This window comes from Burkholderia sp. A9 (genome assembly GCF_000801975.1).
In genome coordinates this window covers 78223-93241 of the sequence record NZ_JSZN01000017.1, presented here as the reverse complement: position 1 = coordinate 93241, position 15019 = coordinate 78223, and the positions used below count along the sequence as shown (strand labels likewise).

At 67.0% G+C, this 15019-nt stretch carries 12 protein-coding genes; 9 read left to right on the top strand and 3 right to left on the bottom strand.

The window, feature by feature from the left end:
• Window positions 1-274, top strand: a 274-nt coding sequence (locus PI86_RS17730) for a hypothetical protein (RefSeq protein WP_235362732.1), incomplete at its 5' end; no start/stop codon positions are given.
• Here PI86_RS17730 and PI86_RS10100 read toward each other — a convergent pair.
• Window positions 170-1117, bottom strand: coding sequence for a LysR family transcriptional regulator (locus tag PI86_RS10100; RefSeq protein ID WP_039321570.1), 948 nt, complete (start codon window positions 1115-1117; stop codon window positions 170-172). The two genes, PI86_RS17730 and PI86_RS10100, sit on opposite strands and share 105 nt — an antisense overlap.
• A 167-nt stretch (window positions 1118-1284) precedes the next feature.
• Between PI86_RS10100 and PI86_RS10095 the strand changes: the two genes are divergently transcribed.
• The 8 genes from PI86_RS10095 (at window position 1285) to PI86_RS10060 (ending at window position 9393) form a co-directional block, all read left to right on the top strand.
• Window positions 1285-2331, top strand: a complete 1047-nt coding sequence (locus PI86_RS10095) for a 4-hydroxythreonine-4-phosphate dehydrogenase PdxA (RefSeq protein WP_039321568.1) — start codon at window positions 1285-1287, stop codon at window positions 2329-2331.
• A gap of 50 nt (window positions 2332-2381) precedes the next feature.
• The gene (locus PI86_RS10090; RefSeq protein WP_039321566.1) at window positions 2382-3554 is read left to right on the top strand and encodes an L-rhamnonate dehydratase; all 1173 of its coding nucleotides are present in this window, start codon (window positions 2382-2384) and stop codon (window positions 3552-3554) included.
• A gap of 7 nt (window positions 3555-3561) precedes the next feature.
• On the top strand, window positions 3562-4479 hold the full coding sequence (locus tag PI86_RS10085; RefSeq protein WP_039321564.1) for a dihydrodipicolinate synthase family protein: 918 nt from the start codon (window positions 3562-3564) through the stop codon (window positions 4477-4479).
• Window positions 4480-4580: 101 nt separating this feature from the next.
• Window positions 4581-5873, top strand: coding sequence for an MFS transporter (locus tag PI86_RS10080; RefSeq protein WP_039321562.1), 1293 nt, complete (start codon window positions 4581-4583; stop codon window positions 5871-5873).
• A 45-nt stretch (window positions 5874-5918) separates the two neighbouring features.
• On the top strand, window positions 5919-6866 hold the full coding sequence (locus PI86_RS10075) for a hypothetical protein (RefSeq protein ID WP_039321560.1): 948 nt from the start codon (window positions 5919-5921) through the stop codon (window positions 6864-6866).
• Window positions 6844-7800: an amidohydrolase family protein gene (locus PI86_RS10070; RefSeq protein ID WP_039321558.1), complete on the top strand. Its 957-nt coding sequence runs from the start codon at window positions 6844-6846 to the stop codon at window positions 7798-7800. The genes PI86_RS10075 and PI86_RS10070 overlap by 23 nt, the downstream gene beginning before the upstream one ends.
• A 124-nt stretch (window positions 7801-7924) precedes the next feature.
• Window positions 7925-8884 (top strand): hypothetical protein, encoded by a 960-nt coding sequence (locus PI86_RS10065; RefSeq protein WP_152608086.1) that lies wholly within the window; start codon window positions 7925-7927, stop codon window positions 8882-8884.
• Window positions 8885-8949: 65 nt separating this feature from the next.
• Window positions 8950-9393 (top strand): GNAT family N-acetyltransferase, encoded by a 444-nt coding sequence (locus tag PI86_RS10060; protein WP_039321554.1) that lies wholly within the window; start codon window positions 8950-8952, stop codon window positions 9391-9393.
• A 112-nt stretch (window positions 9394-9505) separates the two neighbouring features.
• On the opposite strand, the gene PI86_RS10055 is transcribed toward PI86_RS10060, so the two are convergent.
• Together PI86_RS10055 and PI86_RS10050 are read right to left on the bottom strand one after the other, a co-directional pair.
• Window positions 9506-12391, bottom strand: coding sequence for a beta-propeller fold lactonase family protein (locus tag PI86_RS10055; RefSeq protein ID WP_039321552.1), 2886 nt, complete (start codon window positions 12389-12391; stop codon window positions 9506-9508).
• A gap of 268 nt (window positions 12392-12659) precedes the next feature.
• Window positions 12660-14594, bottom strand: a complete 1935-nt coding sequence (locus tag PI86_RS10050; protein ID WP_039321550.1) for an SMP-30/gluconolactonase/LRE family protein — start codon at window positions 14592-14594, stop codon at window positions 12660-12662.
• Between the last annotated feature and the right edge of the window lie 425 nt (window positions 14595-15019).

Sequence of the window (15019 nt, the reverse complement as noted above, 5' to 3'; positions counted from 1 at the left end):
CTTGCTTGGCTTGCTTGGCTGGTTCGGCGTGTTCGGCGTGTTCGGCGTGTTCGGCGTGTTCGGCGTGTTCGGCGTGTTCGGCTTGATCGGCTTGATCGGCTTGATCGGCCTGCTCGGCCAGCGCGGTTGGCGCGGCTGGCTAGGCCGCCTCGGCTGGCAAACCGCGCCATTACGCATCGCCGTCACCTCCCGCCCCGTCCCGGTGAAACAGCGCGAGAAACTGCTGCGCGGGAATGCTCAACGGCCGGTCGCGCCGCACGATGCTGCCGTATGACGGCAGCTTCTGATCGAGCGCGTAATCGATGATCGCGACGAGCCCGTGCTCCGCGTTGCGCTGAGCGACCGTCAGCGGAATCACGCCGAGCATCGACGAACGGTCGACGAGGTTCATCGTCGTCAGGATCGAGCCCGTTTCGACCAGCCCACGCGGCATCGGCTGGTGACGCGCGCGGAATTCGCGTTCGACGACTTCGCGCGCCGGGCTGCCGGCCGGCTGCAGGATCCACGCGTAGTCGAGCAGCGCATCGAATTCGACCGGCCCCGCGCCCGCGAGCGGATGGTCGCGGCCCGCGATGATCGCGAGCGCCTCGTCGTCGACCACCCGGAAGTCGCAATCCGTGCCGACATTGCGCCCGATCACCACTTCGAGCACGCCTTCGCGCAGCTGCGGCATCAGGCGGTCGCTGGTATCGACCGCGATGTCGATCGCCAGCAGCGGATAGCGCGCTTTCAACTGCACCAGCGCCTCGGTGAGCCGCCCCGGCGACGCCGCCATGATGCTGCCGATCGCGAGCCGCCCGGCGCTGCCGAGCTGCAGCTCGCCGAGCTCGCGATTGAGCGCCTCGACGCTGCCGCGGATCCCGCGGAAATAGCCGAGCACGCGCTCGCCGGCCGGGTTCAGCACGAGCCCGCGCCCGACGCGATCGAACAGCCGTTGGCCGAGCGCGCTCTCCAGTTCGGCCAGCATCTTCGTCGCGGCCGGCTGCGTGAGGCCCATCTGCTCGGCTGCCGCGCGCAGCGTCGAGCATTCATCCACCGCGAGCAGCAGCGCGATCTGCCGCATCCGCAGCCGGTTCAGTAATTGGGGAGTCGAGTCTCGTCGATCGATCGAGCCCATTTTGATTACTCCAGGTTATCGATTCATCAAGAGTTTTCAATTTACCGACTCATTCCGTCTACCTAGCATGAACCCCATACACCAACGGCCACGCGCCGCCACCGGAGACACCGCATGAACACGCAACCGACCGCCGCCCGCCGCGCGGCCCGTCACGGAGACGCAGCATGACGACCGCCGCCCCCCTGCCCGTCGTCGCGCTGACGCTCGGCGACCCCGCCGGCATCGGCGCCGAACTGATCGCGAAACTGCTCGCCCGCCCCGACGCGACCGCCCGTGCGAATCTCGTGCTGATCGGCGATCGCTGGCTGTGGGAAGCCGGCCAGCGCGTCGCAGGCGTCACCATCGACGTCGAGCCCGTCGCGTCGCTCGCCGCAGTGCGCGGCCGGCCGTCGACCGCGCGTGCCGCGTTCGTCGAAGTCGACACGATCGATCCCGCGCAGGTCACGGTCGGCCAACCCGGCGCGGCCGGCGGCCGCTCGACGCTGACCGTGCTCGACCAGTGCCTCGACGCCGCGCTCGCCGGCGACATCGACGCGATCTGCTTCGCGCCGCTGAACAAGTACGCGATGAAGCTCGGCGGGCTGCGCCACGACGACGAACTGCACCACTTCGCCGCCGCGCTCGGCGTGACCGGCTACTTCTGCGAATTCAACACGCTCGGCGAGCTGTGGACCGCGCGGATCTCGTCGCACATCCCGCTGAAGGATGCGGCGGCCCAACTGAGCGTCGAGCGAATCGAACAGGCCTCCGAACTGATCTACCGGTCGCTGCTCGCGAACGGCGTCGCGACGCCGAAGGTCGCGATCGCCGCATTCAACCCGCACGGCGGCGATGGCGGCAGCTGTGGCCGCGAGGAAGTCGACATCATCGAACCTGCGGTGCGCCAGCTGCAGGCGCGCGACTGGCCGACCGACGCGCCGTTCCACGGCCCGTTCCCCGCCGACACGATCTTCCTGAAGGCGCAGGCCGGCGACTACCAGGCGATCGTCACGATGTACCACGACCAGGGGCAGATCGCGATCAAGCTGCTCGGTTTCTCGCGCGGCGTGACCGTGCAGGGCGGGCTGCCCGTGCCGATCACGACGCCCGCGCACGGCACCGCGTACGACATCGCGGGCCGCGGCACCGCCGACGTCGGCGCGACCTGGCAGGCGCTGCAGATCGCCTGCCGGATGGGCGCCGCGCGCCGCACTCCCACCGTTTCGGCGTGACATTCACACGCCCTTTGCACACGACAACACCCAATCCTGGAGACACCCTCATGAAGATCCGTTCCGTGCGCGCCCGCGTATTCCAGTGGAAAGGCAAGACCGTCCCGCCGCAGGGCAACTTCTGCTCGAACGCGATGGACCTGCTGTACGCGCCGCAGGAAACCATGAGCACGTTCCGCTTCCACTCGTGGACGGTCGTCGAAGTCGAGACCGACGACGGCATCGTCGGCCTCGGCAACGTCGCGCTCGCGCCGCACGTCGCGAAGGTGATCATCGACCAGTACCTCGCGCCGCTCGTGATCGGCCACGACCCGTGGGACTACGAATACCTGAACCAGCGGATGTACCGCGCGACCCACGCATGGGGCCGCAAGGGGATCGGCATGGCGGCGATCTCGGCGGTCGACATCGCGATCTGGGACATCCTCGGCAAGAGCGTCGGCAAGCCCGTGTTCAAGCTGCTCGGCGGCCGCACCAAGGAAAAGATCCCCTGCTACTACTCGAAGCTCTACCGCACCGACCTGAAGGCGATGCAGGACGAAGCGCAAAAGTACCTGAAGGAAGGGTTCCGCGCGTTCAAGATGCGCTTCGGCTACGGACCCGCGCACGGTCAGCAGGGCGTGATGGAGAACCTGAAGTCGGTCGCGGCGATCCGCGAGGTGATCGGCTACGACAACGACCTGATGCTCGAATGCTACATGGGCTGGAACCTCGAGTATGCGAAGCGCATCCTGCCGAAGCTCGAGAAGTACCAGCCGCGCTGGCTCGAGGAACCGGTCATTGCCGACGACATCGACGGCTACGCGGAACTGAATCAGCTCACGAACATCCCGATCTCCGGCGGCGAGCACGAGTTCTCGCTGTACGGCTTCAAGCAACTGCTGGACCGCAAGGCCGTGTCGGTCGTCCAGTACGACACGAACCGCGTCGGCGGGATCACGATGGCGCACAAGATCAACGCGCTGTGCGAGGCTTACAGCGTGCCGGTGATTCCGCATGCGGGCCAGATGCACAACTATCACCTGACGATGAGCACGCTCGCATCGCCGATGAGCGAGTACTTCCCGATGTTCGACGTGGAAGTCGGCAACGAGCTGTTCTATTACATCTTCGACGGCGAACCGGTGGCCGAGAACGGCTTCCTGCAACTGCGCGACGACGTGCCGGGCCTCGGCCTCACGCTGAAGACCGAATTCCTCGACCAGTTCGACATCGTCGAGTGAGGGCGCCATGAACGCACGCTACCAGGGCGTCTTTCCGGTCGCGCCGACGATCTTCGACGCGCACGGCGCGCTCGACCTCGACGGCCAGCGCCGCTGCCTCGACTTCATGATCGATGCCGGTTCGCACGGCATCTGCATCCACGCGAACTACTCGGAGCAGTTCGCGCTCGGCGACGACGAACGCGACCTGATCACGCGCACCACGCTCGAGCACGTCGCCGGCCGCGTGCCGGTGATCGTCACGACGTCGCATTTCAGCGCGCGGATCTGCGCCGAACGCAACCGCCGCGCGCAGGCGCTCGGCGCCGCGATGGTGATGGTGATGCCGCCGTACCACGGTGCGACGTTCCGCGTGCCCGAAGCGTCGATCCGCGCATTCTTCCGCGAAGTCGCCGACGGCCTCGAGATTCCGCTGATGATCCAGGACGCGCCCGCAAGCGGCGTCACGTTGTCCGCCGCGCTGCTCGCGACGCTCGCGCGCGAGATCGACGCCGTGTCGTATTTCAAGATCGAGACGCCCGGCGCCGCGTCGAAGCTGCGCGAGCTGATTGCGCTCGGCGGCGATGCAATCGCAGGGCCGTGGGACGGCGAGGAAGGCATCACGCTGCTCGCCGATCTCGACGCCGGCGCGACCGGCGCGATGACGGGCGGTGGTTATCCGGACGGGATTCGCCGCATCACCGACGCGTATTTCGCCGGACGCCGCGACGAAGCCTGCGAGCAATACGCGCGCTGGCTGCCGCTGATCAACTATGAAAACCGCCAGTCGGGTTTCCTGACCGCAAAGGCGCTGATGAAGGAAGGCGGCGTGATCGCGTGCGACCGGCCGCGCGCGCCATGGCCCGAACTGCACCCGCCCGTGCGCGCAGGCCTGCTCGACGCGGCGCGGCGGCTCGATCCGCTCGTGCTGCGCTGGGGACGCTAGCCAGACACCGGTTTGCCCCCGCAACGCACGTGCGTTGCGCATCGGCGTGACGGCGGTCCGACAGAAGGCCGCCGCCGCCCTTCACATGGACTGGAGACACCATGAACCTGTTGAACCCGGCCAATCCGGCCTATGAAGCCGGCGAAGCCATTCCGCGCCGCCGCTGGCTGCGCGTGATTCCGCCGCTGCTGCTCGCCTGCATCATTTCGTACATGGATCGCGTGAACATCGCCTTCGCGATGCCTGGCGGGATGAACGCCGATCTCGGGATGGACGCGACGATGGCCGGCCTCGCCGGCGGCATCTTCTTCTTCGGCTACCTGTTCCTGCAGATTCCGGGCGGCCGGCGCGCGGCGCTCGGCAGCGGCAAGACCTTCATCGCGTGGTCGCTCGTGAGCTGGGCCGTGCTGTCGGTGCTGACCGGGCTCGTCACCCATACGTGGCAACTCTTGACGCTGCGCTTCATGCTCGGCGTAGCCGAGGGCGGGATGCTGCCGGTCGTGCTGACGATGGTCAGCCACTGGTTTCCCGACCGCGAACGCGGCCGCGCGAACGCGATGGTCATCATGTTCGTGCCGCTCGCCGGCATGATCACCGCGCCGCTGTCCGGCTTCATCCTCGCCGCGTACGACTGGCGTCACCTGTTCTTCAGCGCCGGCGCGCTGTCCCTGCTTTGCCTGTTCGCGTGGATGATGTTCGCCGACGACGGTCCGGAAACCGCGCGCTGGGTCTCGCCGCGCGAAAAGGCGTACATCCTCGACGCGCTGCGCGAAGAGCAGGAGCGCAAGCGCGCCGCCGGCACGCCGGCCGCCGCGTCGTTCGGCGCGATGCTGCGCAACCCGACGATATGGCTGCTGATCGCGATCAACTTCTGCTATCAGGTCGGCATCTACGGCTATACGATGTGGTTGCCGACACTGTTGAAGAACCTCACGCACGGCGGGATGGGGAAAGTCGGACTGCTCGCGATGCTGCCGTACGTCGCGATGATGATCGGGATGTTCGCCACGTCGTATTTGTCTGACCGAACCGGCAAACGGCGCCTGTTCGTGCTGCTGCCGCTGGTCGGGTTCGCCGCGTGCCTTGCGCTGTCGGTGCTCACGCATGCGTCGATGGTCGTGTCGTTCGTATTCCTGATCGGCTGCGGCTTCTTCCTGCAGGCGGCGGCCGGCGTGTTCTGGGCGATTCCGCCGAAGCTGTGCAGCGTCGAGACGGCCGGCAGCGCGCGCGGCCTGATCAACGCGCTCGGCAACCTCGGCGGCTTCTGCGGCCCGTATGCGGTCGGCGTGCTGACCCAGCACGTGAGCGCGGCGGCCGGCGTGTACAGCCTCGCCGTCACGCTCGCGGTGGCCGGCCTGCTCGCGCTGACGCTGCCCCAGCGCTGCGAAGACTGAAGGACACCACACGCGGGCACGCGAACGAAACAACGGAGACACACCATGAACGACATCCTGTTGCTGGTGCAGAAATGCGCCCATACCTTCAGCTTCTACGATCTCGAAACGAAAGCCGCGCTCAAGCACGTCGTGCTGCCGAACTTCCCGCACGAGTTCACCGTCGACGTGAACAACCGCTTTGCGTACGTCGGCATCTTCGGGATCGAGACCGCCTGGTCGCGCGGCCATGAAGGCGATCACCGGATCGCCGAGATCGACCTCGTCGAGCGCACCCACACGCGCATGCTCGACCTGTGGCCGTACTACCGGCCGCACGGGATGGCGACCGACCGCGACGGCCGGCTGTACGCAATGAGCGAGGCGCACGACATGCTGCTCGTGTTCGACCAGCCGACCCGCCAGGCCGTGCCGAACATGGCCGTGCCGTCCGGCGGCGTGAAGACGCACCTCGTGACGCTCACGCGCGATGCGAGCCGCGCATACGGCGTGCACCTGCTGTCGAACACCGTCACGCAGTTCCATCCGCGCGACGCGACCGTCGCGCCGCGCGCGGTGATGCCCGGCCCGCGCCCCGAAGGCAATGCGCTGTCGAGCGACGAGCGCACGCTGTTCGTCGCGAATCGCGGCGACGACACGCTCGTCGAGATCGACACCGACACGATGACCTGCGGCCGCCGCGTGAAGACGCGCAGCGATCCGAACCGGATCTACCGCACCAGCGCGCCGGACGGCCGCGACCTGCTGCTGCTGACCAATTCAGGCGAGCGGTCGATCTCGGTGTTCGATGCACGGCAGCTCGAAGAGATCGAACGCGTCGCGCTGCCCGCGAATCCGACCGCGCTGTCGTTCCATCCGTCGCGGCGCGTCGCGTACGTATCGTTCCAGGACGACTACGTGCGCGAGCTCGATCTCGATGCGTGGCGGTTCGTCGGCGCGTTGCCGACGCTGCGCGAACCGGATGCGTCGTATGTGCTCGCAGGCACGCGCTGAGCAGCGCGACGGTGCGCCGTCGCCGGACGCGATGCCGGCGGCGCTCGTCGACGCGCATCACCACCTGTGGCAACTCGATGCCGGCGCGCACTATCCGTGGCTACAGGAGCAGTACGACCCGGCGCGCTTCATGTTCGGCGATTACGCGGCGCTGTGTCGCGATTTCGGTGTGGCCGATTACCGGTACGCCGCGCAAGGCGCACCGATCGTCGCGAGCGTGCACGTCGAGGCCGAACGGGCGCGCGACGAAGCGCTCGCGGAGACGCGCTGGCTGCATGCGGTCGCGGCCATGCACGGGCTGCCGTCGGCGATCGTCGCGTGGGTCGACTTGCTCGCCGGCGACGCGGACGAGCGGCTCGCCGAACAGGCCGCCTGGCCGCGCGTGCGCGGCGTGCGGTTCAAGCCGCGCACCGCTGCTGCGCCGGATGCAGCCGTCGACGGGCCGGGCACGCTGCGCGATCCGCGCTGGGCGGCCGCGCTGGAACGCCTGGCCGCGCATGGCCTGAGCTGGGACCTGCGCGTGCCGTTCTGGCATCTCGGCGACGCGGCGGCGCTGCTCGCCGATGCGCCCGGTGTCGACGTGGTGCTCGAACATGCCGGGCTGCCGTGGGATCGCTCGGAAGCGGGGCTCGCGCGCTGGCGCAGCGGCATGGCAGCGCTCGCGGCATCGCCGCGCGTGACCGTGAAGATCTCCGAACTCGGCTTGCGCGATACGGTGTGGAACGAGGCGGACAACGCGCGAATCATCCGCGACACGATCGCGATCTTCGGGTGGGAACGCTGCCTGTTCGCGAGCAATTTTCCGGTGGCGGGGTTGCGGGTGTCGTATCCCGCGTTGCTGCGCACGTTTGCCCTTGCGATGGTGGATCTCGACGAGGTGGCGCGCCAGGCGATCTGGCATGACAACGCGATGCGCGTGTACCGGATGGCGTGAACGCGCTTGACTCATCGGCCGGAAGGCCAGAATCGTACGTATCCGGTTGACCGCAGGATGATTCGAAAGGTATACGAAAGCATTGCGCTTCGCGCGTCGACGTCCTTTCAGTCTGCACACCGGCATGATCACTCACCGCAACGGAAACCGGGCCGGCCCTGGCGATGCCGGTACACTTGGCGACATGAGCCACTTTCGCATCACCTACGACGGGCCCGCGCTCGAATCATCCGAAATGGACGTGCGCGAACTCGCCCCCGCCCTTCTCGCCGTCGGCGATCTGCTCGAGGCCTCGACCAAGGCACTCTGCGGGGATCAGGTACGGCCGCAGGTCAACGTTCGAGGCAGCTTCAAGACCGGCAGCTTCGGAATCGACTTCACGCTCGCGACCTCCCTCCTTGGCCGGATGCGCGACATGTTGAGCGGCAGCGAGGGCGCAGCACTCGCCAATGCAGTCACGATTCTGACCGCGCTCGGGATTGCCGGCCCGAAGGTCGGAAAGGGCCTGTTCGCGGTACTTAAATGGTTGCGCGGCCGCCCGATCCAGCGGGTTCAGATGAAAGAGCGCGCCGCCGTACTGCACGTCGACGGCGAGACGCTCGAGATCGAGCTGTTCGTCCTCACCCTGCTCAGGGATGTGAGCGTCAGGGAGGCGACCACCCGCGCGCTTGCGCCGCTGTCGCGCGACGGCGTGACGATTTTCTCGGCCGGCACCGACACGGACGTGTTCGAGACGGTCACCCGGGACGAGATCGACTGGTTCCGCGTCCCCCCGCAAGTCGATGTACTGATCCTCGACGAGCATCGCAAGATGGCGTTCTCGATCGTGTCGCTCGCGTTCAAGGACGACAACAAATGGCGTCTCTACGACGGTGCCGCCACGATTCACGCCGCAATCACCGATGCGAATTTCCTGAAACGGGTCGACAACAATCAGATCAGCTTCAGCAAGGGCGACGTACTCGTCTGCAGCGTTCGCGTACAGCAGTGGCAGACCGCCGACGGCGCCAAGACCGAATACGAGGTCACGGATGTCCTCGAGCATCGTCCGGCCGCGCGCCAGATTCAGTTGCCGGGACTTTGACTGACTTGTCGCGTTCGTGAATCATGCGATTCAATGCGTGCATCCCGCCGCGAGCGAACCCCGACATGCCACCCACCATCAGCCTGCGCCCGGCCTCTCCGCAAGACGTGCCATTCCTGCTCAGACTCCGTCAACTCACGATGACCGAGCATCTGCAACGCGTCGGCACGCCGACCGACGATGACGCGCACCACCAGCGCATCGCGGCGCACTTCGAGGACGCGATGATCGTCTGCGAAGGCGCCGACGCCACGCCGATCGGCCTGCTGAAAGTGACGCGCGCTACCGCTGAATGGTACGTTCACCAGATCCAGATCCTCCCGTCCCGGCAAGGACAGGGCATCGGCGCAGCCGTGCTGCGCGAGTTGCTGGCCGAAGCGGCGCGCGAACACGTGCCCGTGGCGCTCGGCGTGCTGCGCGGCAACCCGGCGCGGCGACTCTACGAGCGGCTCGGGTTCCAACTCGTGGCGGAAACGGAGCGCAGTGCGACGCTGATATGGCGCGCGTGACGTTGCGCGGCCCCGCCGCCCCGTCGGCGATGCCCGCCGTTGCCGCGCGCCCTGCAAAAAACATGGGCCCTCCCGCCGGGAGGGCCCGCTTGCAGACCGTCCAGCCGGACGATCAGTCGTCGTCGCGGCTCGCGACCTTCTGCGTGACGCCCCTGAGCTTCGGGTACGGCTGCGACCCCATCATGCCTTTCCACAACACGCGGTTGAACTGATCCGCCGGCACCTCGTCGGCATCGTCGAAGTCGAACTTCGCCGTCACCTTCGCCCAATACGCCGCGTCATGCTTCGGCTTGACATCCGGCCCGGCCGCGTATTGCAGCAGGTTCCCGGCCACCCCTTCGGCCAGTTGCAGCCCGGTGCCCTTCAGCGCCGTCGACGCGACGGCCGTGTAGCTCCACGACGCCGGACCATGCACGTCGAACACGTCGGTCATCGGCCGCTGGTAGGCGGTATTCAGGTTCATGTGCTGCGTGCCGAGCACGTCCTCGATGGTGCGCAGCGCGTTGACCTGGCTGTAACGCGTCCGGATCACCGCGCCCTGCTTCACGTATGGCCCGACGATATACGCGGGCCCGCGGTGTGAATCCACGTGATCGGGGCCGTCCTGCACATCGTCCTCGGTCACGACGATCAACGTGTCGTTCGCATACGGGCTCTTCGCGACGGCCTCGACGAGCCGGCCGACCGCCAGGTCGTTGTCCGCCTGCTGCGTTTCCGGCGTATTCACGCCGGCGAACGCCGTGCCGAACGCCCCCATGTGGTCGTGGGACAAGCGCACCAGCGACAGCGTCGGCAGGTTGCCGCTCGCGACATACTGGTCGAACTCGCGTTTCCACTCGTTGAGGCGCCACTGGTCCGGATAGGTCTGGTCGAAACCACGGAAGTACACGTCGGTCATCGACGCCAGCCGCGGGTCGAGCGCGGCGACCTGCACGACGCCCGCCGCGCGCGGATCGACGATCGGGTTCGCGGCCGTGCCGATGCTGCCGATGTTGTTCACGAGGAACCCGTAATTGCGGACCGTGCCGCCGCCGGCCAGCACCGCGTCGAAGATATAGCCGCGCTGGCGGCCGAACGGCGCATCGGACGACGCATGGTTGCCGGTGCCGGGCAGCAGGTTCGCCGCGCCGCCCGGCAGGCCCGCGGCCGCGTTGCTGTAGTTCGTGGTACCGGCCGGGCCGGCCGCCGCGTCGCGCTGCTGCACCGATTCCCAGTTGACCGGCACGCTGCGGTTGGTGCCCTCGCTCTCGTACGACAGGCCGCGATTGACCGCCGCATAGTTGATCTGCTGGGTAATCGTCTCCGTGTTGGTGACGCGCCCCTGCAGCGCCCACGACCAGCCGTCCATGCTGCCGTCGCCCGGATTCATGAAGTTGTCGAGCGTCACGAACTGGCTCGCCAGGCGATGGAAGTTCGGCGTGATGTTCCGGCCGAACTGGGCCAGCCGCGGATCGCCGTTGGCGCCGTTGCCGATGTCGCCGAGCACCTGGTCGAACGTGCGGTTTTCCTTGACGACGTAGATCACGTGCTTGATGTGACGGCGCAGGAAGCCCATCACCTCGTTATCCCGGTCGTTGTTTTCAGGGCGATAGAAGTTGTTGCGCGCGGCCTGCTGCGTCAGCGGCGGCAACTCGTTGGCCGCCGGCACCGGCGCACTCACGAGCGACGCGCGCTCGAGCTGGAACTGGTATTCGTTCGACGCGCGCGACGCGGCGGCCTGCGCCGGGGTCGCGCCGAACAGGTGGTCCGGGTTCGGGCCGGTCGTGCTCTTGCCGTTGACCACGTACATCCACGTGCCGTCGGCGCTGAACGTCACGTCGTGCGGCTCGAAGGCGGTCGGAATCAATCCGCTGACGCGATACGCGCGCTCGCCGACGAGCGGGATGACGGCGATTTCGTTCGCGCCGGCGTTGGTCGCATACAGCGTTCGGCCGTCGCGCGACAGTGTGACCGCGTACGTCGCCGCGCCCGTGTGCGCCTGGCCATGCGCCAGCACGCCGGCCGGCGCGCGCGCGTCGATCCGGGTCACGACCGCGTTGGTGTTGGTGTCGATCACCGCGACCTGGTCCGCGTTGTCCTGCGCGACGAACAGCCTCGCTTGCGACGCGTCGAGCGTCATGCCGAGCGCGTTGCCGTCCAGCTTGATGCGCTTGACCAGGCGGCCGCGAGACGGCGACGACACGTCGATCGCGACGATTTCGCGATCGCGATCCGACGACACGTACGCGATGCCGTTGCCCTTCATGACGACCGCGAACGGGAACGTGCCGCCGGCGTCGCCGCTGCGGCCTTCGTTGCCGGAGAAGAACGGACGCAGGTCGTGCTCGTAGCGCACGTTGTTGGTCGCGGTATCGATCACGCTGATCGAATCGTTGTAGTTGTTCGCGACGACGAGCGTCTTGCCGTCGGCCGACAGCGCGAGCCCGGCCGCGTTCGGCTGCACGCGGATGCCGACGCCCTTGCCGCCGTGGCCGAGCGCGATCGTGGTCGACAGCGCCCACGTGCCGGCCTGCTGCGCATACACGTAGACCGCATCGTCGCTGCCGCCGGTCGCATAGAGCTTGGCGCCGTCATGCGAGAACGCCAGGCCGACGAACGCGTTGGTCTGCTGGAGCACCTGCTTGAGCGCCGGACGGGTTTTGTTCGCGCCCGCAACGTCGTACAGGAAGATGAATTGCGTCGAGTTCGCGGTGTCGACGGAACCGTCCGGCTTGTACAGCGAGTTCTGGCCGGCGGTGATGATCGCCAGCGTCTTGCCGTCCGGGCTCAATTGCGAGCGCACGGCCTCCCCCGCGACGAAATGCGGATAGGCCGGCAGCCCGGGATTCAGGAATTGCTGGACCGCGCCGCGCACGGCCAGCGGCGTGACGAACTGACCGCTCGGCACGCGGACGGCATCGACGGCGTTGACGCTATCCGCGTGCACGTTCGCTGCAAGCAGCACGGCCGACATGACGGCTCCGATTCGGAGTGCACGCTTGACCTGGCTATTTTTCATAGGAATCCTCTGCAATAGTGGGGCGACTACTGTCTGACGTGTCCGGCATGATCCTGGCCTTGTCTGCCCGTGTCGCGCGGTGGCGAGGGCCGTGCCAATCGATCGAATGGGTTGCGCCGACGATCGCCGACGTGCCGGCATTACAGCGCCGCCCAATGTCAAGCGGATGACCGGCTCCATTGCGGGGCCAGATTATTACACATCGTTACAGCGAAGGCGTTTCGATGACAGCCATCGTGGTGTCATCGCGGCATTCGAGGCCTCGCCCTCAAGGCGTCCAGCGATAAACGGTGATGCTGTTCCCCTTCACGTTGTTCTTCGTCACAACGTATTCACCGTTCGCGCGGCGATAGGCGCGGACGCTGTACATCGCATCGATCGCGCTGCTGGTATCCACGGTCGCGGGGCTCGCATTGACGAGCGTCGTGTCGAGGTTGCCGGTGTCGAGGTTGAATGCATCGAGGTTCGGCCACAGCGGCCCGCTGCTGCTGAACCAGTAGCCGACGAACAGATGATTGCCGGCCGCGTCGATCGACTTCGCGCCGCTGTGCGGCAGCGTGATCACCGGATTCGGCTTCGTCGTGTTGCCCGCGCGCCAGCCGTGATAGACCTCGATGCGCGTGCCGATCGAGGTCCAGTCGGTGCTCCCGACCACACCCTGCGCGAGCACCATCGTGTCGCTGTCGGCGAGATAGATGATGCGCGTCAGCGGCTGGATGCTGGCCGGCACCGGCGTCGGCACGCCCGGCCCCCACGACGGCTTGCCGCTCGCATCGAAGCCGGTCAGCGGGTAGTGGTAGATGGCGCCGGTCTTGTCGAGCCCGGCCCATACGCCGCCCTTGCTGTCGACGCTGAAACCGGCCGACACGCGCCGGGTCGTGTTGAACGCGGGCCCCGGGATCGAGCCGTCCGGAATCGCGACATAGCCGTTCGCCGCGTTGAAATGGAAGAAGTAGTAGATCGGTGGGTTCTGGCCTGCCGCGACGAGAATCCGGTTCGCGCCGACCGACGTCAGCAGCCCGAAGTGCTCGTCGCGCTGGGTATCGCTCATGTCGATGCGCGGGTCCGACGGATACGTGAACGGATCGACGGTGTTCGCGACGAAGGTGCCGCCCGCCGTGCCGCTGTACACGTGCGTGCCGCTGTAGAACAGCGCGCCGTCCGTGACCGGATCCGGTGCGGCAATGCCTTCGAAGTTGAGCGACTGCAGCGTCCACCGCAGGCTGCCCGCGCTGCTGTACGCGTGGATGTCGGTCGCGCCGTTGCGGCCGAGATCCCAGCTGCCGCCCCACGGGTTGTTGAGCACGTACAGGTTGCCGGCGGTGTCCTTGCCGATGCCGGCGATCCGGGTGAAGCGCTGCGCGCCGACCTGTCCCTTGATGCCCGTCGTCGTGTCGAGATAGCCGCCGCACACGCCGAAGGTGCCCGCCAGTGCGGGCCGGCCCGCGACCGTATAGCGCTTGATGTTCAGGTCGGGGCCTTCGTCGCCGACCAGCAGTTGCCCCGCCGCCGCATCGAAATAGAGCGCCGACGGCTGCGACCCGGCGGCCAGCCGGATCGTGTTCAGCAGTGCGCCAGCCGGGCTGAATTCGACGATCGAACCCGCGCTCTTCTGCGCGACCCAGACGTTGCCCGCCGCGTCAACCGCGAGCGCGCCCGGCGCGGCCACGTTGAGGTCCCGCTGCCAGACGCCGTCGGTCGTGAACACCCGCACGCGATTGCCGTAGAAATCGCTCGCGTAGAGCAGCGAGCCGGCCGTGGCGAGCCCGGTGACGACGTCGATGCGCGGCTGGTTGCTCGCCGCGCTGACCTGGATCAGCTTGTCGCGGAACCGGGTCGCGCGGTTGTAGCGCCCGACCGCCCCGCTGCCGTACCCCTTGCCGGGCTGCAGCGCAACGAACAGCGACGTCGCGTTGCCCGTGATCGCGCTGCCCTGGAATTCGGAATGCGTGCCGAACGAGCCGGCGCTCTTGCCGTTCTGGTAGATCGCGACGCCGCCTTCGTCCTCGTCCCACATCGACGCGGTGTAGATCACGCCTTCGGGCGCGACCCACATCGAGCGCGCGACATTGCCGACGTGTGCCGCGAGCGTGCCATAGGTATTCGCCAGCCAGTCGGTGGTGTTACCCGCGTATCCGGCCGGCGCAAGCGCGGCGATCGAGGCGGCCAGCAGCACGGCCTGAAGCGGTTTTCTGGCGACCATGGCTGATGCTCTCCTGAATGGTTCGGTCATTCACATGAGGGGGCGGCCGGATGGTGTGAAATCGGTCATGCGTAAATTCTTCCCCTGAATCATCCGGCGCAGTCGGAATTACATCGGGCGTACATTCGATAAATCGGCGAAGCCGAGCATAACTTCATATAAATCGAAAAAAATTGCGGACCGCTTGCCAGGCGGGGCGCGCGACGATGCAACAGTGAATGTTCACTTACGCGCGTGGATCGATATCGGGGGGATCAGGCTTGCGCCTGCGGGAAATAGCGCCGCTGGTTCGAATGCGACGGTTTGAAATAGCGGAGGGATGAGTCGGCGGATCGGGAAAATCGCCGGATGCGGATAAAGGAATGACCGCGGGAGGGTATCGCGCCGGCCTGAATCCGTATCGAATCCAGGCCGGCGCACATCAT